Below are 25657 nucleotides of genomic sequence, written 5' to 3'. Positions count from 1 at the left end.
GTCCTGCACTTTCTAGAGATTGGATATGATGTTGAAGGCAATGCTTCAACCCTTTGAGTGAATATAATTCACAGCACTCAAAAGTACATTTGTCTTCTTGTTGAACAATAAAGTGACTATTTTCGAAAAACAGTGTGTGTTCTTGTTGAAAGAGAAAAGCTCATCAGGGCATGTGCTCAAGCTAGCTCGCTTCTTGCGATTGTTGCTGGTCATTGGCAAGCGGTAAGGTCAGTTGTACGATAACACCCTGTGTCGTGGCGTTTTTAATTTCAATTTTTCCTCGATGGTGCCGTACGATATCATAGCAATATGTTAACCCAAGCCCCATCCCATCACCCACAGGCAAAGTTGTATAAAATGGGTCGAATAGTTGCTTGATTGCGCTCTTTTGAACCCCTGGCCCATTATCTTTCATTTGTATCAATAAAAATTGGTCCATTTCTTTCGCACTCACCTCAATGCGTCCTTTTTCTGAAGGATCATCTCTTCGCTCACATGCTTGGATTGCATTTTTAAAAAGCGCATGAAATAAAGTATGTATTTCTGAGCGAATCACAAACAACGGTTTGATATTCGCAAGAGACTCATCAATGTGTACCTCAATATTTTCTGGGGGTTGTAGCTGGGTGATCACTGTACTCAGTAAATCGAATAGATATAATACCGTTGCATCTGTTCGTTCACTTTGGCTTTGTACTGAGTAATGCTCAAGCGCTTGCACAACATCTTGAACACGTTTTGCACACTTCAATGTTCCGTCAATACAATCAATCGCGTCTTCTTGTAGAAATTCAATCTCATTCTCTTCTTCCCACTCTACCACCCTCTCTCTATTTTCTTCTGGCATACTATGGGTTAATTCCTGATATTGGGTGACCCATTGTTGGTAGGTTGTAAAATATTGCTGACACATCTGCAAATTACCATCTATGACACCCATCGGGTTATTAATTTCATGGGCAACCCCAGCAGCCATAATCCCAATCGAGGCCATTTTTTCGGATTCCACAAGTTTATCTTTTGTTTCTTGAAGTTTCGTATTGATTGCGATGAGTTGCTTGTTTGATTTCTCTAAAGCCGCTGTGCGCCGCTGTACTTTTCCTTCAAGGTTTTCATTCGCATCTTCTAACTCAAGCTGATATTTTCTCGTCATGGCTTCTGAGTGTTTGATTTGTTCAACCATCTTCATAAAAGATTGCGTCACAGCGGAGAGTTCATCCTTACCATCCGTATGAAGATCAATATCCCTATCGCCACGAGCAATTTGATCAGTTGCGTTTTTGAGCAAAGATAAACGTTTTGTTAAGAATGCACCAAGGACATAGGAAAATAATGCCACAAGCAGCATCTCACCGATCACAATAAAAGTACTCCAACGTTTCGCCTCTTCAATTTGTTGATTAAGAACAGTCATATCGAAACCAATCCAAACAGAGCCAAATTCAATATCAGACTGTGTTATATTCGCCTTTACATCGAAAATACTGTCTAAGACACTCGATGAATCATCTTCCAGTAAATCTTGAGTAAAAGCCTCAGGTAATTGACCATATGCAGAGAGTTGAGTATGCCCTTCGCCAAACACGGCGACGTATAGAATATCTTGATTGGATAACAAATCTTGCGTAAAAGAGTCTACGGTTGCTAAATCAAAAGAAAGCACTGCATTTTTGACCGTTGAAGCGAATAAATTGACAGTTGAACGGGCACGTTGATCCAGCCCATGATAGTTGGTCGTCTTGAGATAATTTAATGTGAAACTTAATAACAAAGCCAATAAGATGGCTTCAATCAGTGCAACCCCGAGTATCGTCTTTAGACGGATAGACATAGATGCTTGGTCATTTTTTTAGTAAGTGATCAAGCAATTTGATATTGAGCGCACGGACATCATCCCAGTCTTGATCCTTTGCTGCCTCAATACCTTTAAAGTTGATTTTTTTCAGTAATGCTTGTCCTTCTTGTGAGTCGTTGAGCTTCAATAAAGCCATTGACATTTTCTCACGAATATCCTGAGCAAGTTTTGGGTGGAATGCAAACGCATGCGGCGTGTACCCAGGTGTTTTCCACAATATCTTGAGATTGTTTCTTACAGCTTCATTTGTATTGTTCAATGTTCTCTCTATCCCACCACCTGCGACCATAAACCCCTTGGAAACATTCATATATACCGAGTCATGCGAAGAAACATAGCGTGGTTGAAATGGGATCGTTTGGTTTGTCAACGTTGCTCTTGGGATGACACTCGCAGCAAAAGCCGCTGGGGAAGGAAAAGCAAGTGTTTGCCCTGCCAGGCCTTTAAGATCATCTATCGTCGAGTCTTTTTTTACAACGAGGATACCTCGAATTTTTTTATTTTTTTGTTTCGCAAATGCTTCATACCCGGGTTTTTGGTGAAATACGGTGTAATGATAAGGGTTCATGTATGCAACGTCATATTTTCCCTCTAACACCCGTTTCTCAAATTCAGGAATATTATTCGCTGTACGAAAGACAACATCATGTTGCGTCTCTTGTGATAGGAATTTTAAGATTGGCCCCCATTTTTTCGCAAGGGTAGCAGCGGATTGTTGCGGAACAATACCAAACGTGATCTGCTTCGCCTCAACAGAAAAAGAGAATAAATACACGAGCAAAACCAAAATGAATATCCGTTGCATTGAAGAAAGCCTCAAGGGAGAAGTTTTTATCAAAGTTTAGACGAATCATGTTGATAAGAAAGGTACAGTTTATACAAATCATCCCAAAGTAAGCAGTCTAAAATTTGTTTGGAACATATTAGTGATCATGGTATCAATAGCGAGGAGGGATAAAATCAACGGTATACTTAAATCGCATGAACGAAGAGTGTAAAACAGAGACTTTCGTTTAAAGAGTCTACGGACGAATATCGACTGATTTGAATTGTTCATGAAGAAAGATTGGAGCGAGTAACGAGGTTCGAACTCGTGACCTCAACCTTGGCAAGGTTGCGCTCTACCAGCTGAGCTATACTCGCAATCTTTTTTGTCTTACCGACAAATTGTGGAATGGTGCCCGGAGCCGGACTTGAACCGGCACGCTGTTACCAGCGAGGGATTTTAAATCCCTTGTGTCTACCAATTCCACCACCCGGGCAGAATATTTTTATGGAGGCGAGTCCCGGAGTCGAACCGAGGTCCACGGATTTGCAATCCGCTGCATAGCCACTCTGCCAACCCGCCATTGCATAAAATATTGGAGCGAGTAACGAGGTTCGAACTCGTGACCTCAACCTTGGCAAGGTTGCGCTCTACCAGCTGAGCTATACTCGCAATCCGAATTTTGTAATATGGGAATGGTGCCCGGGGCCGGACTTGAACCGGCACGCTGTTACCAGCGAGGGATTTTAAATCCCTTGTGTCTACCAATTCCACCACCCGGGCGAAAATGGAGGCGAGTCCCGGAGTCGAACCGAGGTCCACGGATTTGCAATCCGCTGCATAGCCATTCTGCCAACCCGCCATTTTCTGACATATTACAAAATTTGGAGCGGGAAACGAGACTCGAACTCGCGACCCCAACCTTGGCAAGGTTGTGCTCTACCAACTGAGCTATTCCCGCTCAATGAAACCGAAGCTTCATCGTTTGTGTGGTGGCATTTTACGGTTTATCGCTGGCGAGTCAACTATTAAATCCATTCGATTGAACTGTTTGGACGTTTTTTATCTCATTCGCTCGTAAAATAGCTATTTTGCTTCATTATCCGCAGCAAATAATTCATTTTTCGCTGCTTTTAAATAGGTAAACATCGACCAGAAAGTCAGCACAACAGCTATATACAGTAAAAATGCACCAACCCCAACGATCATATCGTTTGGTTGCCACAGTATTCCCATAATCGCAAGCATCTGAGCTGCTGTCTTATATTTCCCAACATCGGACACTGCAACTGTCGCTCTCTTATTCCGCTCAGCCATCCACTCCCGAAGTGCACTGATCACAACTTCGCGACCAATAATCACAATGGCGGGCAGAGTGATCCAGATCGCATTAAAGTCCTCAACTAACACCACCAGCGCACAGGTCACCATGAGTTTATCCGCAACCGGATCAATGAATGCGCCAAATGGCGTTGACTGTCCTAGCTTTCTTGCCAAGTACCCATCAAAATAATCGGTGATCGCAGCTAACCAGAATACAAATGCCGCAGCAAAGTGATTCCAGGAAACCGGCAAATAATAAAACAATAAAAAAACAGGAATTAAAATCAATCTGAATGTCGTCAAGACATTCGGGATATTCCACTTCATAGTTCACCTAATTTTGTAGGGTTTCATAAATGACTTGGGCCTGCGCTTTGCTTATCCCAGGCACTTTTGCCAATTCTTCAATTGACGCTGCCTGGACGCCTTGCAGGCCACCAAAATATTTTAATAATGCTTGTCGACGCTTTGGTCCAATCCCTTCGATATTCTCTAGCTGGGACTTTCGTGTTGCTTTTCCACGTTGACTCCGATGACCAGCAATCGCAAAACGATGTGACTCATCACGAATATGTTGGATCAACAATAGCGCTAGGTTATCACGAGACAATGCGATTGTTTGTGTTCCACCATGGAATAAAAGCGTTTCCAAACCTGGTTTTCTAGAAGTTCCCTTTGCAACACCGACCAAAATCGGTGTTTTATCATGAGGCCACTGTGCAAAAAAAGATTCTGCCTGTGCAAGCTGCCCCTGTCCCCCATCAATAAAAATCACATCGGGGATTTTTTGTGACTCTGCAATTTTGCCATAACGTTTTTTCAGTGCAAAGGCCATTGCTGCATAATCATCACCCGGGGTGATCCCAGTCACATTAAATCGCCGATATTCATTTTTACAAGGGCCATCCGACTGAAACACGACACAAGACGCTACCGTTTGTTCTCCCATCGTATGGCTGATATCAAAGCATTCCATCCGCTGAATGTCATCGAGATCCAATAGTTCCTTGAGTGCCTGGTAGCGTGCCGAAATGTGACTTTTATCCAATTGCCTCGCTTGAAAGGCTGTTGTCGCATTTCGTTCTGCCAGATCACGGAATTTTGCCTTCTCCCCTCTGGGTTTCAAAGTCATTTTTACTTTTTTCCCAGAAGTCTGCTGAATTGCATCCTGAAGTACATGACTATCATGAAGTGAATGTGACAAAACAATCTCTTTCGGGATCTGTCGGTTACCAGATAAATAAAACTGCAATAAAAAGGACTGAAACACCTCTTCCGATTGACTGAAATTTGGCACTTTGGGGAAATAGTTTCGGCTTCCTAACACTTTATGATCACGAATAAAAAGAACATGAACAGATGCGATCCCATTTTCATAATGAAAGCCAATAATATCCAACTCTTGCGACTGTCCTGTCACATACTGCTGTTGCGTGATTTTCCGGATCATCGCAATTTGATCCCGATACAAGGCTGCCTCTTCAAATCGCAATCCAAGGCTTGCAGCTTCCATCGACTGGATCAAGTCTTCTACGATTGTTTCGCTTTTGCCAGAGAGAAATAAACGGACAAGTGCGACTTGATGCTGATAAGCTTCATCGGTCACTTTATTCACACATGGCGCAGAACAACGTTTCAGCTGGTACTGTAGGCATGGGCGGCTTCTTGCCCGGTAATAAGCATCCTCACATTGCCGAACTGGAAAGACCTTCTGCATTAATCGCAGCGTTTCATGTACAGCCCCACCACTTGGGTAAGGCCCAAAATAATCGCCCTTTTCTTTCTTTGCCCCTCGATGAAAGCTGATTCTGGGATGACGATGATCAGTAACCAAAATATAAGGATAAGACTTATCATCTCTGAGCAAAACGTTATAGCGCGGCTTGTACTTTTTGATCAGATGACTTTCCAGAATCAGTGCCTCCGCTTCTGTATGCGTCACCGTGATCTCAATTTGGCAGATTTGTTTGACAAGCGTACGGGTCTTGCCATTGTCGATATTCTTTCGGAAGTAACTGGAAAGCCGCTTTTTGAGATCTTTTGCTTTACCGACATAAATGACCGTCTCCTGACTATCATACATTCGATAAACGCCAGGTTCGGAAGTTAAGTGTTTTAGAAAGTTTTTTGAATCAAAAGGCTGGTTTGTCATGAAGTTGGCTGAGGCAAGTTTGGTTGAGGCAAAGCATACTTAATGCTTTGCCTCTAAAAATTAAATTTTCTCGACGTCAATCATCCCATACCGTACAGCGAGATGGGTTAATTCAACATCACCACTAATTCCAAGCTTTTCAAACATCCGATATCGGTAACTATTGACCGTTTTGGAGCTTAGATTGAGTTGTTCTGCGATATCCTGCACTTTTTTTCCTGATGTGATCATCAACATAATTTGCAATTCACGCTCAGACAAACTCTCAAAAGGGTTATCTTCCTGCTTCCCTGTCACGCGGTTCAGCGCCATTTGCTGGGCAATTTGCGGTGTGATGTATCGCTGACCACTATTGACTGCTCGGATTGCATGGACAACTTCGTCCGGTGCAGCACTTTTTGTCAAATAACCAAAAGCACCGATCTGCATCACTTTCGTTGGTAAAGGATCTTCTGCATGAATTGTCAGCATGATCACTTTGGTATCAGGGTTGTAACGTAAGATCTTCCGTGTTGCTTCTAAACCGCCACCACCCGGCATGTTGACATCCATGAGCACAACGTCCGGCGAATTTGCACGACAAAATCGCACAGCATCCTCTCCAGTTTCCGCTTCGCCGACAACCTTAATACCCCGAATATCTTCCAATATACGTTTGATTCCGGTCCTTACAAGCTCATGGTCATCTACTAGAAAAACGTTAATCAAGAAATGATCTCCACATCAAATTGGGCCGATCAAGGTTACTGTTATTTTTGGCCCATAGGGTTCGGGGTTTGTTCAGCAACCTTGGTCACTTGCCTTTCCTTCTTGGCTATCCTCAATCTGTATCAAAGATAGAAGAAAACAGACAAAGAATAAATTCGGGCACTTTCGCTGCAAAATTAATCCAAATGACTGCAAATGTACCTGAACGGTATGAAGCTATCACAATCCATTCTAAAGTAAAGAAATGATATGCATTTTTTAGGGATTTTTCTGATAGAAATCGGGAAGGTTATCAAATGGCTGCACGATAGATGAACGCGCAGCCTGGAGCTTATCTTGATTCACTTCTCGCTTAACGCATGTGTTTCACAATCGCATCTGCAAATTCAGAGCACTTCATGAGCTGTGCATCATCCATCAAACGATGGAAGTCATAGGTCACAGTCTTCGCTTCAATTGCACCTGACATCCCTTGAAGAATAAGATCCGCAGCTTCCTTCCAGCCAAGATGACGAAGCATCATTTCCGCAGAAAGGATCACAGACCCTGGATTGACTTTGTCTTGACCAGCATATTTTGGTGCAGTACCGTGCGTCGCTTCAAAAATAGCAACGTCATCGCTTAAGTTTGCACCTGGAGCAATCCCAATACCACCGACTTGTGCAGCCAATGCATCAGAAAGGTAATCACCATTCAAATTGAGTGTTGCAATAACGCTATATTCCGCAGGACGTAAAATGATCTGCTGGAGCATCGCATCAGCAATCACATCTTTGACAACAATCTCACGGCCTGTATTTGGGTTTTTGAATGAACACCAAGGTCCGCCATCCAGAAGTTCGGCGCCAAACTCTTCACGAGCAAGCTCATAACCCCAATCTTTGAAAGACCCCTCTGTGAACTTCATGATGTTGCCTTTGTGTACCAAAGTCACCGAGTCACGATCATTGTCCACTGCATATTGAATTGCCTGACGAACCAAACGTTTGGTGCCTTCCTCAGACACTGGCTTCACACCAATACCACATTGTTGTGGGAAACGAATTTTTGAAACACCCATTTCGTCTTGAAGAAACTTGATGACTTTATCTGCTTCTTCTGTGCCCGCTTTCCACTCAACACCTGCATAGATATCTTCTGAATTTTCACGGAAGATCACCATATCCACATCTTGTGGGTTTTTCACAGGTGAAGGGACGCCAGTAAACCACTGCACCGGACGCTGACAAACATACAGATCCAGAATCTGGCGAAGCGCCACGTTCAAAGAACGAATACCACCGCCAACTGGTGTGGTTAGTGGGCCTTTAATCCCAACACGATATGCTTTAAACGCTTCTAGTGTTTCGTCAGGCAGCCAAGTATCCTTGTCATAAACTTGCGTTGCTTTTTCCCCTGCATACACTTCCATCCACTCAATTTTGCGTTCAGCACCATAAGCAATTTCAACCGCTGCATCGACGGTTTTAATCATTGCGGGAGAAACATCAACACCAATACCATCGCCTTCGATATATGGGATAATTGGGTTGTTGGGAACTTGGAGCTGACCATTTTGATAGGTAATTTTTTCGCCTTGACTGGGAACAACAATTTTACTTTCCACAATCATTCTCCTTTATTTTCATTTGTAGGGAACATGGAGTTCGTGTGCTAAGCCGTCATTTGTATTGAAACGCTACATATTGATTCACTATGCGCCAACACTAGCTTAAGAGGTCCAAGCATAGTAAAGTATTTAAATCGCGAGTTAAACCCCTTAATCCAAACGTGAAAGCAGTGAACAATTCGAGAACGTTAGTCAAAAGACACGCACGCCGTAAACCACATCATCAACGCAAGCAGACCGGACCACACATCATTTTATTACTGAACAAGCCTTTTCAAGTCCTCACACAGTTTCAAGATAGTGAGGGACGCAAAACCTTGGCTGATTATGTGGATATTCCTCATGTCTATGCAGCTGGCCGATTAGATAGGGATAGTGAGGGCTTACTTGTTTTGACCAATAACGGGAAGCTCCAGCATCAACTCGCACACCCTGACGCAAAAACAAGTAAAACCTACTGGGTGCAGGTTGAAGGGATCCCAACAGGAGAGTCTCTGGATCAACTTCGTGCAGGTGTTCTACTCAAAGATGGCATCACAAAACCCGCAAAAATACGAATAATGGATGAACCCAAAAACCTATGGCCAAGGGTACCTCCTATCCGAGAACGCCAGTCGATTCCAACCTGCTGGCTGGAAATCACAATTTATGAAGGAAGAAATAGACAAGTCCGCCGGATGACAGCTCACATCGGACATCCTACACTTAGACTCATACGATATCGTATCGGAAATTGGACACTGGATGGTATTGCTCCAGGCCAATATATAAAGGTCAGTTGATGTTTAAACCCAATGTCACTGTAGCTTGTCTTGTCGTTTGTGATAATTCTTTTGTACTAGTCAAAGAAAAAGACAAGCAAACGGGCAAAACAGTTTTTAATCAGCCCGCAGGCCACCTGGAAGCTCACGAGAACCTCATGCAAGCCTGTTGTCGGGAGCTGTTTGAAGAAACCGGGCTAGAATTTGAGCCAAATTCGCTCCTTGGGATCCACTTACTGGAAGCATCAAACCAAACAACGTATCTGCGTTTTTCATTTCTACTCGAGATCCCTGGGACGCAAAAACCACATCTATTTCCTCAAGATAGAGAAATACTCAGTGCGCGCTGGTATTCTTCCGAGGAAATTATTGCGTTGCGTTCTCAATTAAGAAGCCCAATGATCGAAGCCGATATTGAGTCTTATCGGCTTGGGCAACGTGCCGACCTCGCTCTTTTCAAAACTTACTATGCCTGAACCTACCTGCCTAAACTTACCTTGCTTCAACCTACTGTGCCTAAACCTACGATGCCTGATGAGAGCGATTGAACTGTCTGTGTGAAAAGCGAGAAATTTCCGAATAAAAATTTGAAGTTCATACTAAGTACTTTCTAAGGAATAATTTCTATGGATCAATTTCACCCTTGCGTTTGATTTGATATAATCCTCGACCCATCAGCAATTTCAGATAGTCTTGCAGAATATGATTGATAACAGCAGTAAAAAAGTGATCGTCGGTATGTCTGGCGGTGTCGACTCTTCCGTTTCCGCATATTTGTTGAAAGAACAAGGTTACCAGGTGGAAGGCTTGTTCATGAAAAACTGGGAAGAAGATGACTCAGATGAGTACTGTGCTGCTGCCGAAGATCTGAAAGACGCTCAACAAGTTTGTGAAAAGCTTGGAATTGAGCTTCACACTGTGAACTTTGCAGCTGAATATTGGGATAATGTATTCGAATACTTTCTTGCTGAATATAAAGCAGGTAGAACGCCAAATCCAGACATCATGTGCAACAAAGAAATCAAGTTTAAAGCATTTCTTGAGTTTGCAGCCGAGGCATTAGGTGCAGATTACATTGCAACGGGCCATTATGTCAGACGTAATGACAATCAAGACAAAACACAAATGCACCGCGGTTTAGATTCAAATAAAGATCAAAGTTATTTTCTTTACACACTCAGTCACGAGCATTTAGTACAAACTTTATTCCCAGTTGGCGAGTTAGACAAGTCTGAAGTTCGCGATATTGCGAAGCAAAATGACCTGATCACCCATGACAAAAAAGACAGTACGGGGATCTGCTTTATTGGTGAACGTAAATTCAAAGACTTCCTACAGCGCTACCTTCCAGCACAACCAGGTAAAATCGAAACTACAGAAGGTCAGGTGATTGGTGATCATGAAGGTCTGATGTACCACACACTTGGTCAGCGTAAAGGGCTACAAATCGGTGGTATGCGTGATATGGGCGCAGATCCATGGTATGTCATTGACAAAGATTTAGATCGAAATGTACTGATTGTTGGTCAGGGTGCAGATCACCCTCGTTTATTCTCAGAAGGACTGGTTGCTGATCAGCTCCATTGGATCGATCGCGAACCAAAAACTGAGCGATTCACCTGTACCGTTAAAACGCGTTATCGCCAACAAGATATCCCTTGCACGGTGATCCCGCAACAAGAGGACCGCGTCAAAGTCATATTCGATGACCCACAAAAAGCTGTGACGCCGGGACAATCCGTTGTTTTCTATGATGGCCCCGTGTGCTTAGGGGGCGGCATTATTGACAAAGCGATAAAATAATTATGTCGAAGTTACTCTACAACCAGGTATTGCCTTTATCCGGTGTATATCTGGCTGCTCAAATGATCCAGGAAATCGCAAGGTCTGGCCATATTTCGGATACCCATCTGGAGATGATGCTGAATACACTTCTCAACACAGAGCCAAACTCCATTGAAGATGTATACGGTGAGGTGTCTCACCTTGCCATTGGTCTGCAAACGATGGAAGATGCCATGACCCGTTCACCTCAAGCAAATATGCAGATTACACGCTACGTGATCGCACTCCTTGGAATGGAGCGCCAACTTTCACGTTCACAAAAGTCTCTTGGTGAATTATCAAGCCGCTTAGAGACCATGAAGCGTCGTCAACTCCATGTTGAACTCTTAGATGACGCAATGATTGAAGGCTTTGCTCAAATCTATTCAGATGTTCTTCGTCCACTGGCTCAACCGATTCATATTCTTGGTGAAGGTGTACACCTCAAAAAGCCAAGGAACCAGTATTTGATACGCACACTTTTGTTATGCGCAGTTCGCTCAGCTGTGTTATGGCGTCAGATGGGTGGTAAACGCCGACATCTGCTCTTTTCCAGAGGAAAACTTGCGAAGGAAGCCAGGCAGATCCTGACATCCTAAACAATCGAATTTGTCTAAAATGACCCTTAATCCGTGATATAACCTTGGAGATCCAATCCCTATGGAACTTTCTGCTCTCACAGCTATTTCACCCGTTGACGGACGATACGGCAACAAAGTTACTGAACTACGCACAGTTTTCAGCGAATTTGGCCTGATCAAAAGCCGGGTGATTGTTGAAGTCCGCTGGCTGCAGAAGCTGTCACAAATCGACGAAATTACAGAAGTCCCGGCACTTGGCGACTCAGCCATGACGGTTCTGAATAATATCGTTGAGCAGTTTTCTCTTGAAGATGCTGCACGTGTCAAAACCATCGAAGCAACAACCAATCATGATGTCAAAGCAGTCGAATACTTCCTAAAAGAAAAAATTGCAGATCATCCTGAGCTTCATGCTATCAATGAGTTCATTCATTTCGCGTGTACATCTGAGGATATCAATAACCTGTCTCATGGGCTTATGCTGACGGAAGCGCGCGATGAAGTGTTGCTCCCGCTTTGTGATCAACTACTTGATACCATAAAGCAGCAAGCGATTGAATATAAATCGATTCCAATGATGGCAAGAACACATGGACAGCCAGCGACACCTACAACACTGGGTAAAGAGTTTGCGAATGTCTACGTTCGTTTAAAACGCCAACGTGATCAAATTGCAAGAGTTGCCATGATGGGCAAGCTCAATGGGGCTGTTGGGAATTATAATGCTCACCTCAGCGCATACCCAGATGCAGACTGGCATCAAATTTCCGAGTCCTTCGTCAATTCACTTGGCCTGACCTGGAACGCCTACACAACGCAAATTGAGCCGCACGATTACATTGCAGAATTGTTTGATGCGATTGCTCGCTTTAACACGATTCTGATCGATTTCGATCGCGATATCTGGGCTTACATTGCGCTGAATCACTTTAAGCAGAAAACTGTCGCTGGTGAGATTGGTTCTTCCACGATGCCACATAAAGTGAATCCAATCGATTTCGAAAATTCAGAGGGTAACTTAGGCATAGCCAATGCGATTTTCGATCACTTAGCTGCAAAACTTCCGATTTCTCGCTGGCAGCGTGATCTGACAGATTCTACGGTTCTCCGTAACCTTGGTGTCGGTTTTGGTCATACATTGATCGCATTACATGCAACACTCAAAGGCATCAGCAAACTCCAAGTCAATGAAGAAAGTCTAGCAAAAGAGCTAGATAGCAACTGGGAACTTCTTGCTGAACCAATTCAAACCGTGATGCGTCGATATGGTATTGAAAAACCATACGAAAAGCTCAAAGAGCTGACACGTGGAAAACGCGTAGATCAGGCTCAAATGCAAGTATTCATTGATGGCTTAGCGCTACCAGAAGACGTGAAAACATCATTAAAAGCACTGACACCTGCAACTTATATTGGTCGTGCTGAAGCATTTGTTGACGAGTTAAATTAAACTTCATAACAGGGCAGATTCATTCTGCCCTCTCATTTCCTTTCTCCTAGGCAGGTATCATGTTTACGATTCACTGGGATCAAATCACACCAGAAATCTTTATTAAGAATTATTGGCAAAAGCGCCCCATACTCATCAAAGGTGGTTTTGCTGAATTTCAAGATCCAATTTCAGCAGAAGAACTTGCCGGCCTTGCAATGGAAGAAGCGGTTGAATCACGGATTGTCACCAACCAAGATCGCTGGCATGTCACGCATGGTCCATTTGAGTCCTTCGAATCATTGGGTGAGTCTCACAGTACTTTGCTGGTTCAAGCTGTGGATCATTGGCACCCTGAAGTCTCTGATATGCTGGTGCCATTTCAACTATTACCAAATTGGCGTGTAGATGATGTGATGATCAGTTATTCAACCCCCCAAGGGGGTGTTGGACCGCACATCGATCAATATGATGTCTTTATCATTCAAGGGCAAGGCAGCAGACGCTGGCGCGTAGGCGAAGTCGATACGGACCTTGAACAACATTGCCCACATCCAAGTTTGCAGCAAGTTCAGCCCTTTGAAGCAAAAATTGACGATGTGCTTGAGCCAGGCGATATCCTCTATATTCCACCATTTTGCCCTCATGAAGGCTATGCGATTGAGCCGAGCTTGAATTATTCCATTGGATTTCGTGCACCGAATCAAAGAGAAATGTTCAGTGCGTTTGCGGATCACTTGATTGATCTGGATATGGGTGACGCACGCTTTAAAGACAAATTTGATGAGATCCAAACAAATCCTGGACACTTTGAACCGAAGCACATTGAGCAAATCCGAAACATGATGAAACAGCTATTGGATGATGATGCGCTTTTCCATCAATGGCTGGGAAGTTTCCTGAGTGAGGCGAAACATGAATTGGATCTAGAAGCAGCAGAGCCAAAGTACACCCTGACGGAAATTATCGAGACGATTCAAAGCACTCCTTTGAGACGATTAGGTGGTGTTCGCACGTTTTACATCACTGAGCCACATTGTATCCAATGGTTTGTCAATCAGACCTGTGTTCAATTGCACCCAGACAATCTAGCAGCGGTGCAAACAGTCACTGGGAGACAAAGAATCAGTGCTTCACATGTCGAAGCCTTGGAAGCAGATGAATCATTCTGGAATGCACTCACCCAATTGATTAACCAGGGATATTGGTATTTCGAAGATTTAGATGAATAAGTTTCTTTTAAAATAAGCTGGGGCCAGAGGCCCCTAAACTCATGAAGCAGGGATCACAACCGGGAAATGAGCCTCATAGGCTGTACCATAAGGTGTGTCGAAAGGGATAGGATAAAGTGTTAACCTTTCCTTCTCTGCTGCTGACAGCATGTTAAACACACCATCATCTTTATTCCCATGGTGTCCAGCGAAGTAAAGCTGTGTAACCAATACTTCCTCTGATTCTTGCTTTACCTTTAAATGAACATGCTGTGTTCGGCCTTCATATAACCCAGGCATCACAGTGCGAAACATAAATCGTCCATGTTTATCCGTCATACACCGCCCAAAGCCTTGAAAATATGGATCACGATCTTCCCGATTGGGCGTTTCGGTGTGAATGTAGATGCCATAATTATCTGCCTGCCAAATTTCTACAACGACAGCAGAGAGTGGCTTCGCATTTTCATTAAACACAGCCCCATACATATGCAAGATCTGACCTTGAGTTTTCAACCCTGTTGCATCTTCACAGATCAAGTCATTATCCTGATCCAGTGGCAATTCGTCAGGATAAAACGGGCCTTCTATTTGTTTTGGCGTTGTTGCAATTGTGCCAGCAAGGACGGGGGCACTCAAGGCAAGTGTTGGTGCGGCTGCAAGAAACTTACGGCGATCGAACTTTGTCATGTTGATACTCCTCTTTGAATCGTTTTTAAGACGACTGATGTCGTTCACCTCCATATATATCAATCTTGAAAACGCCACTCGTCAGAACTTAGTTTGATTTACATAGGAATTACATAGAAATCACATTCAAAAACAGGCGATTACACTCAACATAAAAGCCTAGAACTTTTTCGTTATGATTCAGGTCTGATTCATCTATCTCAACATAGAATGTGACGTATATTTTAAAAGGAGTCCCATACCGATGAGAAGTATCATTAGCGCAATTGTCGCTTCAGCTTGTATCAGTGCACCTGTTCTAGCAAATGAAACAATCCAACTAAAAACGCAAGCATTGGATCTAACGAATAATGAAGTTGCTCTATCACAGAGTGCTCAGAGAAAGCTAAACAATACACTAGAAGATGGGGATACAGGGATTAAGTATGATCTTGTGTCTACATTAGATAGTGATAATGATGCCTACAACACCCATTTAAGTGTGAAAGCAAATATCCGAAATCTTGATGCACGCAGTGACGATCATGAGCTAGAGCTCAAAGTCTATTTAAAAAATATTAATACAAGCGATGAGTACCATTTTGGAAATGCTGATATTGATGGCTTAAATACCATCCGTATTGACAAAGACATCCAGAATAACTTACCTCGAGGACGATATTTCGTTCGCTTTAAAATCTATGATCATGATCTCGATGAATATATCTTTAATCAATTGACTTCCTCGGATATAAACCTGGAAAGCTCCAAAGATGACATTGGCTCATTGTACTTATATTCTGAAATAGCTGTCATCGAGGCTCATGATGATGACAACGATGGCTATCATGGCAAACTGAGAATTAAAGTGAATGGCGAAGCCGAAGTGGGCAAAATAGATGCAATTCAAATATTAACTGAGGTAAAAACAGGAAGTCACTACGATCAAGTTGATAGAAGAACAATTTATCCAAATAGCAGCTCCAAATTCTACGCAGATTATACGTTCGATGTTCCTTCCAGTATTGGGAAAGGGCATTATTTAACCCGTGTCAGGATCCAAAAACCCGGGACAAATCAGGACATCACATTGAAAGGAAGAGAGACAAACAATATCTTCCGTAGAAAGTTAGAATCTGAAAAAGACGACTCAGGCAGCATGTATTTTGCTTACTTGCTGGGCTTGGCAGGCATGATGTTTGCTCGTCGAGCGAGAAAGTAAAACATATCACATCATTTTGCTAAAATAGTTTTCACATCAAAAGCAACAAAGAGCAGGTGACCTCCCTGCTCTTTTATCTTTCTTCCAATACTTCTGATTTATCTTGCTTCATCGAGGCAGAAAAAATCAGCTTGTATACGACAAAAATACTAATCAAGAACCAAGCTCCGCCCCATAAAATTGTCGTACCACCGTAAGTTTCCGCCAGCATTCGTGCATCCGATCGAAGGTGTGAACGAAAGATGGTGTCACTCAGAATGTCCAAAGGTACATAGTAAGCACTCGATAGCCCGATGAGTCGCAGGACAAGATCATTGACAGATTCACTGCCTTTAATCCCGACTAGGATCATCAATGCACTCGTCAAACCAGAAAAAATTAGGGTAAATACGGTACCAAAGTAAACAAGACTGATAGCCATGAGGAAGAAACCCAGAAAAGTCATGATTGCTTTATCATAACGAGTCATCGCAGCAAGTTTATAAATGGCAACGCCGAATGCAAGGGAGCCAAGATACCCTGCACTTTTGACAAGAAAATCATTGCCTCCTTGAGAAATGACATGGCCACCAGCCATCGGATCCACAACGAGCTCCAAAACTTTTCCACCAGTGAATAATGTCATCAAAGCGTGGGATGCTTCATGAAAAAAAACGGTTAACAGCTTTAATGGGTAAACGAAGATAGTATTCCAAAAAATAAAAAGCAGAATTGTAAAGCCAGCAAGGAGCAGGCGTTCTTTAACTTGGTGTGACATAACGAAAGCAAGATTCTAAACACTTCGTACCATTATGACACACCATCAGCAGATACCGTCAACAGAGAGTTTCCCCGGGGTACCCTATTCATACCAAAATGCCTGCACTTAACTTTGAGAGTACAGAGACCGGCTTTCTATCATCATCTAAAGCAACAAAGGTAAATAAACCACTTATCGCTTGGTGTTGCTCATCAGAAAACATGCTTTCTACAAATATATTCACTCGTACTTTTAGGCTTGTATTCCCAACTGACTCAATTGTGGCCACAATGTCGACGATAGAGCCTGCTGGGATCGCTTCCTTAAAATCAACGCGATCTGATGAAATAGTCACGAGGTTTCTTCTGCAAAAACGTGTCGCCGCAATAAAAGCAACTTCATCCATCCAAGCAAGCGCTTCTCCACCAAATAGCGTATTATGATGATTGGTTCTGGCTGGGAAAACAGTCTTCGTTACTCGAGTTTCTGAACTTTGGATCCGTGCTTGAATCAATGCCTCTTGATTCTTATTACAATATTGATTCATACGCCTCACCTGAATCTAAAACATTAATTTTACCTTCTTGCATACAAAAAATTAAGAAAAAAATATTATATTCACAAACCTTCATTTCTGTTTCGGACTTCAAAGAAATTATTTTCACCTTAATAAGAAAATGTTATGAGAAAAATACAAAAAAGAACGATTAGATGCTTTTTTCACCACTAGATTTTCCGTAAAATTTGCTCCCTAAACGATCCTAGTCATACTTGTAATTACCATTACTCTAAAAATTAGTGATTTTTTCATGGGTGTAATCAAATATGGATTCATCTTTATTGAAGAGTAACGGCGGGTGAACACTGTGACAGGCGAGACACTCATTTTCAAAGCTTTAGAAAAAAGATATGTATAAAAAACAAATTTCTAGCGGTCTTCCGTTTTCTATGAATGGAAAAGCACAAGCCATGTATGCCATTGTCTTAGGATTGATGGTGATTGTTTGCTTGTTTTCCTCATATGCTGAAGCGAAAAAAAGAACACCGAAAATTACAATTGCACTTGGGGAATACCCACCTTTTTCTGGTAAAAAGCTACCAGGCAATGGCTGTGCAGCAACTTTATATCGAGATATTTATGAATCGCAAGGATATAAAGTCAAATTTAAATGGGTCAAATGGAACCGCGCTTACAATGAAACCAAACGTGGGTTCTTTGATGCAACTGCACACTGGTTGGATAGTGCAGAGCGCCGCAAAGACTTTCTATTTCCAGACAATCATGTCGCTGTGGAGAATTTGTACTTCTACTTCTTAAAAGACAAACCCCTCAAGTGGGAGTCTTTTGAAGACCTGACTTCTCGGGTGATTGTAATAAACCGAGGGTATACGTACAACAAAGCGTTTTATGATGCGATTAAAAACAACTCGATCCGCACTAAAGTTGTTGACAGTATCGACCAAAATTTTGCAATCCTACTCTCTCGACGGGCAGATACAACGCTGATGGACGAGCAGGCAGCAAAAAGTAATCTTAAAAATCTAGAACCACACCAGCAAGAACGGATTACTCAGGATGAAAAAGCCGCAATTGTCAGCAAAGGCTATTTTCTAATCTCAAAACGCGTGAGAAAAAAGAATGAGTTAAGGGCTGCTTTTGATCTTGGTTATGAAGAAGTCATGGCCCGCGAAGGATATCGTGATAAATATATTGCTGAGTGTTCACAACTATAATCATTCTACTCAGGGGGCATTACCATTCTGGCTCATCCGGAATACAAATGCCCTTCATGTTCTCCTTGATATTTACAATCGCTTCAAGTTTAATAAGCGCAATGCTGCACGCTAAGCGCTGATAGGAGCGAGCAATTCGACAGCCTGAATGCCTCTGGTTGTGCTAAACGTGTGCTAAACGACTCACTTTAGGAAGTTAAAGCAGTGCCACAGGCATTTTCAGAATTCAAAGAACGACATCAAGCAATGATGAGCAAGAATGTGATCGGTGCTATGCTCTGTTCTCTCATTGCAGCAATTTTTCTACTTTTTCCAAAAGAAGTTGTTTCAACCATCTCGCAATGGACACAATGGGTTGTTCATACGTTTGGGCTTGCTTTTATTTTAGCAACCACTGGCATACTCCTCGTATCATTATGTATTGCAATCAGCCCTTTAGGCCGATATAAGCTTGGACAAGTCGATGATCAACCTGAGTTTGGCTTTTTCAGTTGGATTGCGATGCTTTTTGCCGCTGGAATGGGATCAGGCTTAATTTTTTGGGGTATTGCAGAGCCGGTCCAACATTTCATCAATCCACCTCCTTTCGCAAAGCAAGCCGCATCACCAAAAGAAACAGCATTAGCACTCACTTACTATCACTGGGGAGTACATGCGTGGAGTATCTATGCCATCGCTGGCTTAGCCGTTGGGTGGTTTGCATTTCGAAGAAATCGTTCCTTGAACTTTTCTGCTTGTTTTACACCTCAAACAGATAAACCTCGCTTTCAATTGCTGGATTTGCTGGCGGTTACGGCAGTCATTTTTGGTGTTGCTGGTACACTGGCAAACTCAATCGCACTCATTCAAACCGGGCTTGAACAAGTGATTTCAGAGTCACTTGGCGGCTTAAACATCCGTTTGGGGCTATTGTGTATGATTGCGTTTGCATTCACTGCATCTTCTCTCTTGGGGCTTGAAAGAGGGATCAAACGACTCAGTCAGTTTAATTTGATCTTTGTCTTAGGGTTACTCCTGTTCGTCTTTTTCTGGATGGACCCTCTGGTGATTTTACGACAAGCCATGACATCAACTTGGGTCTATATAGAGCAACTCCCTTATCTTTCTTTGACGTTGGAACAAGAGTCTAGCCACTGGCGAGCGGGGTGGAGTGTCATCTACCTGATCTGGTGGATTGCCTGGGCGCCGTTTGTCGGCCCTTTTATCGCCAGAATTAGTCGTGGAAGAACAATCCGTCAGTTTGTTTTATGCACAATATTATTCCCAACGATCACATCAATATTTTGGTTCAGTGCTTTTTCTGGCGGCTTGTTTGAGCATGAAGCATTGCAATCCGTGACGCAAGCGGTTCGGACGGATTATACACAGGGGCTGTATGAGTTCTTTCAGATATTCCCAATGACAACGTTTTTATGTCTACTTGCGATTTTACTACTGATTACATTTGTGATCACCAGTGCGGATTCTGCGATTTATGTCACTGGCTTGTTGACGGGACAAGAGAATAACCGTTCAAAACTGTTGTGGAGCACCATTCTGATTGCAATAACAGTTGCTTTAATATTTCAAAATAATATTGATTTAAATAAACAAGTTGCTATCGCTGGTGCGATTCCTTTTACGCTCATTTTGATTGCACAATGTATCTTTCTTATCAAAGATATGCGCCAAGGATCCAGCTAGGTTGCATTAAAAAGACGTAATACAAAAGTGCTTTCTGTAATTTTTGTAAAATTCTAGCATGATGACATCTCCGAAAATGTTAACTCATTGTGCTTAGTGTGTTTTTTTCTGAATTAAGATTGTCTTTCTTCAGGAATTAAGACAGAATTTTCCAATGTATTCAATGTATAAGATATCTCCCAATGACCATTTGGATCACGATCCTAGTCACTTTGCTTTTCATCGCAATGATGGCGTATGTGATACTGGAAAATAAAAAACAAAAAGAACTCGAACGTATTCGAAAGGAAAACGCGCAGCGACATAAACTCATACAGAGTACATTTAAACGTCGACTCAACGAGTATATAGAAAAGCGGATGCTCCGACCCAAAGATCGAGATTTGTTGTACCTCATCGCCGTAAACTTCTTTATCTTTCGTCGACTATCAACAGAAAGTCTCTCACAACTTGACAAGACCATCGGCCTCGTTTTGAACACCATTGATAAAGCAATTCAAATCGCCCAATCTGTCGAAGATAAAGAAATGGCACGCCTTCATATTCAAGAATTTATTCAACTTCTTCCACTCAGTGGCCGCGATTATAACCTCGATTTTTATGACAGTGTTCTTCCTTCATTGATTGCTCGGTTAGAGTCTTATTTTATGGAACCAACAATTGAAATCGAAGTCCCTGAATTTCAGGAAAGCCCCACCAACTCAGATAAAGAAGAAGTCGCTTAATTCTCCGAAAAGGGGAAGACGGTTTCCCCTTCCAAAATTGTTTGTAATACAGCCGTTTTAGGAATTTGATGGATGGGCGTCGAGAGTAAGTCTTGATCCAGTATCACAATATCTGCCTTTTTACCCACTTCGAGTGATCCTGTCTCTGTTTCCTGACGCATCGCATATGCCCCATTGATCGTATAGGCCCGAAGCGCTTTTTTACGACTAATCGATTGTTTAGAACGTGTGACAGCTTGATAGATCCCTGTCAATGGAGATAACGGAGATACAGTCCAGTCACTGCTTAATGTCACAACAGCCCCAGAGTCAACAAAATCCTTCAACAAAAAAGTCTGATATGCCCGTTTGCCAATCGCATGTTCCATCCAATGGTGGTTTTTAGGTGACGTAAACTCACCCGCAACTTGCATGTCAGCAATCACACCCAGTTGATTAAATCTCGGAATATCTGACTTATCGACCAGTTCTAAATGCGTGATCCGATGACGCATTGGGTATTTTGCTTGTTTCGTTGCTTGAATCGCATTGAGGGCACTATTGACGCCTTGATCCCCGATTGCATGGATATGAAAGTCATAACCGAGTGGCTGCAAAGCCTGTATGTATTTTTTTAAGCGATGTTCATCGAAGTAATACAAACCTTTTTTTGGTACCCCTTTCATCGAGTGCTGATATGGTTGCTTTAATGCAGCCGTTGTATGGTGAAGGGTCCCATCACTGTAGATTTTAATTTGATTAATTTTGAGCAATGATCTTGGATTATTCTCATAAAACGAACGAAGCTGGCTAATCTGTACATCATCATCCATATCAGAATAAGCCCACATCCCTAGATTAACTCGAGCCGTTAATGCATCTGACTTTGCTGCTTTTTTCCATACATCCAACCAACCTCTTTTCCAATAAACTCGCGCATCTGCAATCGAAGTGATCCCATTTTTTGCTAATTCTTGCATCGCCCAGTCAAGTCCAGCTCGGTTGATTTCGTAGGCCTCTTTGGAGGGTTGAAGTGCTAAGTTGAATATTTTCTCTCCAGCGGCTTCCAGCAATAAACCATTTGGCTGACCAGATTTATTTTTATATATAATCCCACCAATTGGATTGGGCGTTTTGCCCGTAATTTTGGCAACTTTCAGCGCTGTTGAATTCACCCAGACACTATGGGATGATTGTTCCATCACAGCAACAGGTGTATCAGGAAACCATCTATCCAGAACATGAGCAGGATCTTCTTTCAGCTCAAATAAAGTCTCAATATCATGCCCATACGCCAATACCCACTCAGTCCCTTCGGCTTCTTTCGCACATTGTAATAGTTCTTTTTGATAGGCATAAGGGTCATCTTTCGTTTTTAACCAACAGTTTCCTCCAACGGTTGAGCCTGCCTCCAATGCATGTATATGAACATCATGAAAACCAGGCATTGCAAATGCACCTTTGAGATCAATGACTTCTGTTTCTTCATCTATCCATGCTCTGATTTGCATCATCGGACCTACAGCGACGATCTCACCCGCTTGCACTGCCATACCTTGGACAACTCGGTCTTGTGGGTCTGCGGTATAAATCGGACCATTCATCAGTACCAGATCAGCACCAGGTTCAATGTCACTCGCAGTCATGCCAATCAGACAAAAAAGTGTGAGCAAAAAGAAAATTGTTAATTTTTTTATCATGCTTTTTTAGATATTTCCGAGAGACTTACCTTTCAGTTTATCAACGCTTTCAAATGAACCGAAAGAATAATTTCAGTCCCATGAATGTGGAAGAAAAAGGAACGAACTATACTTCCATCAGTAAGTCCTTTGACCTTTGCTGACTCAATCGTTTGCAGTATCAGAACAAAAGGAACCGCTCAGGCATTGAAAGAACGTTTGGTCATTTGATATGAGTGACAAACACTATGGCCACATCCATATTACTTTATGATGATGAATCAGACACGACAGCACAATCACTCAAGTGTGATCTAGAGCGTCGTGGTTTTGAAATCATCAGCTTCCAAAATGCAGACTTGGCCCTACAATGCCTAGAATCACAAAGTATTGACGTCGTGATTGCAAATATACACCCGCCATCCGCACCAAATCAGGACTTTCTGTATTGCGTAAAAATAAGGCAACCGGACGCAATCCGCATTCTATTATCAACCACTCAGGAGTTTGAAAAAATAATTCCGAATATCAACCCAGAAGGAATTTCAAAGTGTATTGACCGTTTGGAATCAGAAGAGTTACTTTTTCACGAGCTGCAAAGCGCTATCGCTATCAAGAATGATCAGGGACTCGAAGAAGGGCTTACGGATATGCTTCAACATCCTTTTTCTCATGCACTCTTGTTTAATCCAGATGGACAATATTGCCCATACGAAGAAACAGGGGTGGACTGCCTGGACAGTTTAAGCCACTTTGATGCTTTATTTGCTTCACCTGCACTTAATTTTTCATGGTTAAAAAGCTATCTACAAGTGAATCGTTATTGGGATCATCAAGTCCTGCTGACCAATAACCAAATTCAGATCCAAACCACTTTACGTTGTTACTGGAACAAGTATGAACCTTATCCATACTTAGTCGTATTACTGAAGCTGGAGCAGCCCGCAAAGCCATTCCTGTTTGATAGTAAAGAGTTATTAAAACGGATTGAGTTGTTGAAAAAGGTTGGCCTAGATAGCTTGGGAACACTCGTTATCGTCCGGATCAATTTTCAAGACTCCATTCATCAAGGTCTTTTAAATTCTCAGTTGAACGAACAACTCAATCATTTTTTTCATGAGCAGTCTCTGCTTCATTTCACAGCAGCAATCTCACCACAAACTTTTGGCCTATTGTTAACTTCAATTGAACCAATGAAAAATGTCTTACACTTGATGGAAACGTTAAAACAATCGCTGAATAAAATCAGCCAAAACTGCGCACCAAAAGCTTCTTTTCATTTAGAAGTCAGTTTTTTATCTACAAGCGCACCCATTGACTATACTCATCTATTGCGACACGAAAGGCTACAAACTGTCGATAAACAGTTATTTACGATACCTGTAACGATGACACAACAGACATGAATATGCTCACAAACCTTATACTATAATTATTTTGTTTAGATTCTGTTCGAGGGACAATCATGGAACTGAAAGATATTTGTGATACACAAAGGGGACTCGCAAATGCATGCGGGAATCAAGCTCTCTATCACCAATTATTACAAGCGTTTATCAAAGAGTATCATGATAAGACTCGTGATTTAGAAACAATGATTGAATCCGAGCAGAATCGAGAAGCAAAGCACTTCGCACACACTATAAAAGGTGTTGCAAATACACTGGGTTTTATCGAGTTAAGCGATATTTCAGATTCACTTCAAAGCGCTTTGAACGAAAACGACATACCGCTTATCCGAAGGCTTGCTCCTCATTTTTGTAATCAACTTGAGGAAGCTGTCTCTGCTGTAAAAGCAGCGAACTTCGATAACACGTTGTGAAGCAGCACCAATCAAAATAAAGCGTCATTCTCGAAAAGAGAAAATAAGCGCTCGCTCTTCAACGTAGACTTGTTTCCCAAATTGGATAAACACGCGTTCTTCCGGATCCTCGCTATCCATGGTGTAATCAAAAAATCCATCTTGTGCTAACGCCTGAAGGTAGCACTCAATATCCTGTCGATGATAATCCAGAACCTTTTGCTTACTGCCGTCCAGATACAATGAGATATATTCCTGTAGTTCAACCTGGGTAACCTGAGCCATCATTTCAAACGCTTTTGCCATTGTTGCACGCACAATCGAACTCAATGAATTTGGAATGAACAACTGGATAAGCGCCATACCATCCTGGATCAAAGCATAATCATCTTGAATAAGTCGCAAATCGCGAATGGACATATCTGTAAAGGACAAACGCTTTTGGGATGGACAATAACTCGGCATCACTTGAAGATGAAGATCTAAATGGACACGATACACAGTCTGATTCAATAATCGGATCTCAATCTCACCCAGAAATGAAAATTGTAATGTCTTGGGCGAAGGCTGGCCGATGTCAATATCGAACTCTAAAAAGCGCAATTGACCCTCTCCACTTGGGACTTTTAACTCGATTGTTTCCGGCAGGTTTTGACCAATCTGTTGCTTCAGGTAAGCCGCATCCAATCGGCTTTCCTTTAACCAACCAAACCGGATCGCAAATTGGATAAGTTTTTGTTCAAATACGGCTCGAAGACGCTTGAGAAGCATGATGTTCTATCGACAATATGAAAATGTGTTCCTGATATTATACAAACACATCCACGCCAACAAGGCTTTCTAATTCTTCTCGGCGGGATAAAGTAGCAAGTCCTTCATAGGCCTCAATTGCCAAGCTTGCATTCCGTCCCGGTACATCAGATATGACTGTTCGTGATTGTTCAAGGACTTCAATCCCTCTAGGGTCTTGTCGTATACTGGGTTCACGTTGTTGTGGTGGTTGATCATTTGGCGTTTGTTCAGGCGTATTTAAACCCTGTCTTGGCTGAGAGCCAGAAAACAGGTCAGGTGTTTGAATATTTGTCGAGAATGAATAACCAATCCCCTGGGGCATACTCAATAATTCCTATATAAAAGCGGCTTTCGATGATATCTCGTTCATTCGCCTTATGAGTAAGGATAGACGACTACCCTTACTATGCCTATG

Annotated in this window: 24 protein-coding genes and 7 tRNA genes; 12 read left to right on the top strand and 19 right to left on the bottom strand. The window is 42.3% G+C overall.

Going from position 1 to position 25657, the window contains the following annotated elements:
- Positions 1 to 181: 181 nt before the first annotated feature.
- The 13 genes from C505_RS0110975 to icd form a co-directional block, all read right to left on the bottom strand.
- The gene (locus C505_RS0110975) at positions 182 to 1831 is read right to left on the bottom strand and encodes a sensor histidine kinase (RefSeq protein WP_018692660.1); all 1650 of its coding nucleotides are present in this window, start codon (positions 1829 to 1831) and stop codon (positions 182 to 184) included.
- Between the two features lie 10 nt (positions 1832 to 1841).
- On the bottom strand, positions 1842 to 2660 hold the full coding sequence (locus C505_RS0110970) for a phosphate/phosphite/phosphonate ABC transporter substrate-binding protein (protein WP_018692659.1): 819 nt from the start codon (positions 2658 to 2660) through the stop codon (positions 1842 to 1844).
- A 262-nt stretch (positions 2661 to 2922) separates the two neighbouring features.
- Positions 2923 to 2998: transfer RNA gene (locus C505_RS0110965), tRNA-Gly, on the bottom strand.
- Between the two features lie 32 nt (positions 2999 to 3030).
- A tRNA-Leu gene (locus C505_RS0110960) sits at positions 3031 to 3117 on the bottom strand.
- Between the two features lie 12 nt (positions 3118 to 3129).
- Positions 3130 to 3203: transfer RNA gene (locus C505_RS0110955), tRNA-Cys, on the bottom strand.
- Positions 3204 to 3217: 14 nt separating this feature from the next.
- Positions 3218 to 3293, bottom strand: a tRNA-Gly gene (locus tag C505_RS0110950).
- A gap of 24 nt (positions 3294 to 3317) precedes the next feature.
- Positions 3318 to 3404 (bottom strand) — tRNA-Leu (locus tag C505_RS0110945).
- A gap of 5 nt (positions 3405 to 3409) precedes the next feature.
- Positions 3410 to 3483, bottom strand: a tRNA-Cys gene (locus C505_RS0110940).
- 23 nt (positions 3484 to 3506) lie between these two features.
- Positions 3507 to 3582: transfer RNA gene (locus C505_RS0110935), tRNA-Gly, on the bottom strand.
- Positions 3583 to 3707: 125 nt separating this feature from the next.
- Positions 3708 to 4271 (bottom strand): CDP-diacylglycerol--glycerol-3-phosphate 3-phosphatidyltransferase, encoded by a 564-nt coding sequence (gene pgsA, locus C505_RS0110930; protein WP_018692658.1) that lies wholly within the window; start codon positions 4269 to 4271, stop codon positions 3708 to 3710.
- A 7-nt stretch (positions 4272 to 4278) separates the two neighbouring features.
- Positions 4279 to 6096 (bottom strand): excinuclease ABC subunit UvrC, encoded by a 1818-nt coding sequence (gene uvrC / locus C505_RS0110925; RefSeq protein WP_018692657.1) that lies wholly within the window; start codon positions 6094 to 6096, stop codon positions 4279 to 4281.
- Positions 6097 to 6156: 60 nt separating this feature from the next.
- Positions 6157 to 6804: a UvrY/SirA/GacA family response regulator transcription factor gene (uvrY, locus tag C505_RS0110920; protein ID WP_026317892.1), complete on the bottom strand. Its 648-nt coding sequence runs from the start codon at positions 6802 to 6804 to the stop codon at positions 6157 to 6159.
- 352 nt (positions 6805 to 7156) lie between these two features.
- On the bottom strand, positions 7157 to 8416 hold the full coding sequence (gene icd, locus C505_RS0110915) for an NADP-dependent isocitrate dehydrogenase (RefSeq protein WP_018692655.1): 1260 nt from the start codon (positions 8414 to 8416) through the stop codon (positions 7157 to 7159).
- 158 nt (positions 8417 to 8574) lie between these two features.
- On the opposite strand from icd, the gene C505_RS0110910 reads away from it, so the two are divergent.
- The 6 genes from C505_RS0110910 (at position 8575) to C505_RS0110885 (ending at position 14240) form a co-directional block, all read left to right on the top strand.
- The gene (locus C505_RS0110910; RefSeq protein ID WP_018692654.1) at positions 8575 to 9195 is read left to right on the top strand and encodes a pseudouridine synthase; all 621 of its coding nucleotides are present in this window, start codon (positions 8575 to 8577) and stop codon (positions 9193 to 9195) included.
- A complete protein-coding gene (locus tag C505_RS0110905; RefSeq protein WP_018692653.1) occupies positions 9195 to 9650 on the top strand; it encodes an NUDIX domain-containing protein in 456 nt (151 codons plus the stop codon). Before C505_RS0110910 ends, C505_RS0110905 begins: the two co-directional genes overlap by 1 nt.
- A 226-nt stretch (positions 9651 to 9876) precedes the next feature.
- Positions 9877 to 10977: a tRNA 2-thiouridine(34) synthase MnmA gene (mnmA, locus tag C505_RS0110900; RefSeq protein WP_018692652.1), complete on the top strand. Its 1101-nt coding sequence runs from the start codon at positions 9877 to 9879 to the stop codon at positions 10975 to 10977.
- Positions 10978 to 10979: 2 nt separating this feature from the next.
- Positions 10980 to 11597, top strand: a complete 618-nt coding sequence (gene hflD, locus C505_RS0110895) for a high frequency lysogenization protein HflD (protein ID WP_018692651.1) — start codon at positions 10980 to 10982, stop codon at positions 11595 to 11597.
- Between the two features lie 61 nt (positions 11598 to 11658).
- Positions 11659 to 13029, top strand: a complete 1371-nt coding sequence (purB, locus tag C505_RS0110890; protein WP_018692650.1) for an adenylosuccinate lyase — start codon at positions 11659 to 11661, stop codon at positions 13027 to 13029.
- Positions 13030 to 13088: 59 nt separating this feature from the next.
- Entirely contained in the window at positions 13089 to 14240 is a 1152-nt protein-coding gene (locus C505_RS0110885; RefSeq protein ID WP_018692649.1) for a cupin domain-containing protein, read from the top strand.
- A 39-nt stretch (positions 14241 to 14279) separates the two neighbouring features.
- On the opposite strand, the gene C505_RS22120 is transcribed toward C505_RS0110885, so the two are convergent.
- Positions 14280 to 14909: a dioxygenase family protein gene (locus C505_RS22120; RefSeq protein WP_018692648.1), complete on the bottom strand. Its 630-nt coding sequence runs from the start codon at positions 14907 to 14909 to the stop codon at positions 14280 to 14282.
- 244 nt (positions 14910 to 15153) lie between these two features.
- Here C505_RS22120 and C505_RS0110875 point away from each other — a divergent pair, with 244 nt between their 5' ends.
- Entirely contained in the window at positions 15154 to 16110 is a 957-nt protein-coding gene (locus C505_RS0110875; RefSeq protein WP_018692647.1) for a type 1 periplasmic-binding domain-containing protein, read from the top strand.
- Positions 16111 to 16183: 73 nt separating this feature from the next.
- Here the strand turns inward: C505_RS0110875 and C505_RS22115 are convergent, their stop codons facing one another.
- Positions 16184 to 16867, bottom strand: a complete 684-nt coding sequence (locus C505_RS22115; protein ID WP_018692646.1) for a M50 family metallopeptidase — start codon at positions 16865 to 16867, stop codon at positions 16184 to 16186.
- An 88-nt stretch (positions 16868 to 16955) separates the two neighbouring features.
- On the bottom strand, positions 16956 to 17396 hold the full coding sequence (locus tag C505_RS0110865) for an acyl-CoA thioesterase (protein WP_018692645.1): 441 nt from the start codon (positions 17394 to 17396) through the stop codon (positions 16956 to 16958).
- Positions 17397 to 17758: 362 nt separating this feature from the next.
- Here C505_RS0110865 and C505_RS0110860 point away from each other — a divergent pair, with 362 nt between their 5' ends.
- The 3 genes from C505_RS0110860 (at position 17759) to C505_RS0110850 (ending at position 20991) form a co-directional block, all read left to right on the top strand.
- Positions 17759 to 18583, top strand: coding sequence for a substrate-binding periplasmic protein (locus C505_RS0110860; RefSeq protein ID WP_018692644.1), 825 nt, complete (start codon positions 17759 to 17761; stop codon positions 18581 to 18583).
- Positions 18584 to 18787: 204 nt separating this feature from the next.
- Positions 18788 to 20266, top strand: coding sequence for a BCCT family transporter (locus C505_RS0110855; RefSeq protein WP_018692643.1), 1479 nt, complete (start codon positions 18788 to 18790; stop codon positions 20264 to 20266).
- A 182-nt stretch (positions 20267 to 20448) separates the two neighbouring features.
- The gene (locus C505_RS0110850; RefSeq protein WP_018692642.1) at positions 20449 to 20991 is read left to right on the top strand and encodes a hypothetical protein; all 543 of its coding nucleotides are present in this window, start codon (positions 20449 to 20451) and stop codon (positions 20989 to 20991) included.
- On the opposite strand, the gene C505_RS0110845 is transcribed toward C505_RS0110850, so the two are convergent.
- Positions 20988 to 22670, bottom strand: a complete 1683-nt coding sequence (locus tag C505_RS0110845) for an amidohydrolase (protein WP_018692641.1) — start codon at positions 22668 to 22670, stop codon at positions 20988 to 20990. The two genes, C505_RS0110850 and C505_RS0110845, sit on opposite strands and share 4 nt — an antisense overlap.
- A 227-nt stretch (positions 22671 to 22897) precedes the next feature.
- On the opposite strand from C505_RS0110845, the gene C505_RS0110840 reads away from it, so the two are divergent.
- Both C505_RS0110840 and C505_RS0110835 read left to right on the top strand, forming a co-directional pair.
- A complete protein-coding gene (locus C505_RS0110840; protein ID WP_018692640.1) occupies positions 22898 to 24055 on the top strand; it encodes a response regulator in 1158 nt (385 codons plus the stop codon).
- Positions 24056 to 24114: 59 nt separating this feature from the next.
- Positions 24115 to 24471, top strand: coding sequence for an Hpt domain-containing protein (locus C505_RS0110835; protein ID WP_018692639.1), 357 nt, complete (start codon positions 24115 to 24117; stop codon positions 24469 to 24471).
- Between the two features lie 24 nt (positions 24472 to 24495).
- Here the strand turns inward: C505_RS0110835 and C505_RS0110830 are convergent, their stop codons facing one another.
- Together C505_RS0110830 and C505_RS0110825 are read right to left on the bottom strand one after the other, a co-directional pair.
- Complete coding sequence (locus tag C505_RS0110830) at positions 24496 to 25221, bottom strand: hypothetical protein (protein ID WP_018692638.1); 726 nt, start codon at positions 25219 to 25221, stop codon at positions 24496 to 24498.
- A gap of 37 nt (positions 25222 to 25258) precedes the next feature.
- Positions 25259 to 25564: a hypothetical protein gene (locus tag C505_RS0110825; RefSeq protein ID WP_018692637.1), complete on the bottom strand. Its 306-nt coding sequence runs from the start codon at positions 25562 to 25564 to the stop codon at positions 25259 to 25261.
- Positions 25565 to 25657 lie beyond the last annotated feature (93 nt).

The organism is Algicola sagamiensis DSM 14643 (assembly GCF_000374485.1).
In the GTDB taxonomy this organism is placed as follows: domain Bacteria; phylum Pseudomonadota; class Gammaproteobacteria; order Enterobacterales; family Alteromonadaceae; genus Algicola; species Algicola sagamiensis.
Note: the sequence above shows the minus strand (reverse complement) of the source record. Positions and strands in the feature narration are given on the sequence as shown.

Bases quoted from the DNA above. Each gene is read 5' to 3' on its own strand.
- C505_RS0110850 (WP_018692642.1), top strand. From the start codon at position 20,449: ATGACCATTTGGATCACGATCCTAGTCACTTTGCTTTTCATCGCAATG.
- C505_RS0110885 (WP_018692649.1), top strand. From the start codon at position 13,089: ATGTTTACGATTCACTGGGATCAAATCACACCAGAAATCTTTATTAAG.
- C505_RS22120 (WP_018692648.1), bottom strand. From the start codon at position 14,909: ATGACAAAGTTCGATCGCCGTAAGTTTCTTGCAGCCGCACCAACACTT.
- C505_RS0110875 (WP_018692647.1), top strand. From the start codon at position 15,154: ATGAGAAGTATCATTAGCGCAATTGTCGCTTCAGCTTGTATCAGTGCA.
- C505_RS22115 (WP_018692646.1), bottom strand. From the start codon at position 16,867: ATGTCACACCAAGTTAAAGAACGCCTGCTCCTTGCTGGCTTTACAATT.
- C505_RS0110905 (WP_018692653.1), top strand. From the start codon at position 9,195: ATGTTTAAACCCAATGTCACTGTAGCTTGTCTTGTCGTTTGTGATAAT.
- icd (WP_018692655.1), bottom strand. From the start codon at position 8,416: ATGATTGTGGAAAGTAAAATTGTTGTTCCCAGTCAAGGCGAAAAAATT.
- C505_RS0110970 (WP_018692659.1), bottom strand. From the start codon at position 2,660: ATGCAACGGATATTCATTTTGGTTTTGCTCGTGTATTTATTCTCTTTT.
- C505_RS0110975 (WP_018692660.1), bottom strand. From the start codon at position 1,831: ATGTCTATCCGTCTAAAGACGATACTCGGGGTTGCACTGATTGAAGCC.
- C505_RS0110830 (WP_018692638.1), bottom strand. From the start codon at position 25,221: ATGCTTCTCAAGCGTCTTCGAGCCGTATTTGAACAAAAACTTATCCAA.
- C505_RS0110840 (WP_018692640.1), top strand. From the start codon at position 22,898: ATGGCCACATCCATATTACTTTATGATGATGAATCAGACACGACAGCA.
- mnmA (WP_018692652.1), top strand. From the start codon at position 9,877: ATGATTGATAACAGCAGTAAAAAAGTGATCGTCGGTATGTCTGGCGGT.
- hflD (WP_018692651.1), top strand. From the start codon at position 10,980: ATGTCGAAGTTACTCTACAACCAGGTATTGCCTTTATCCGGTGTATAT.
- C505_RS0110835 (WP_018692639.1), top strand. From the start codon at position 24,115: ATGGAACTGAAAGATATTTGTGATACACAAAGGGGACTCGCAAATGCA.
- purB (WP_018692650.1), top strand. From the start codon at position 11,659: ATGGAACTTTCTGCTCTCACAGCTATTTCACCCGTTGACGGACGATAC.
- uvrC (WP_018692657.1), bottom strand. From the start codon at position 6,096: ATGACAAACCAGCCTTTTGATTCAAAAAACTTTCTAAAACACTTAACT.
- C505_RS0110825 (WP_018692637.1), bottom strand. From the start codon at position 25,564: ATGCCCCAGGGGATTGGTTATTCATTCTCGACAAATATTCAAACACCT.
- pgsA (WP_018692658.1), bottom strand. From the start codon at position 4,271: ATGAAGTGGAATATCCCGAATGTCTTGACGACATTCAGATTGATTTTA.
- C505_RS0110845 (WP_018692641.1), bottom strand. From the start codon at position 22,670: ATGATAAAAAAATTAACAATTTTCTTTTTGCTCACACTTTTTTGTCTG.
- C505_RS0110860 (WP_018692644.1), top strand. From the start codon at position 17,759: ATGTATAAAAAACAAATTTCTAGCGGTCTTCCGTTTTCTATGAATGGA.
- C505_RS0110865 (WP_018692645.1), bottom strand. From the start codon at position 17,396: ATGAATCAATATTGTAATAAGAATCAAGAGGCATTGATTCAAGCACGG.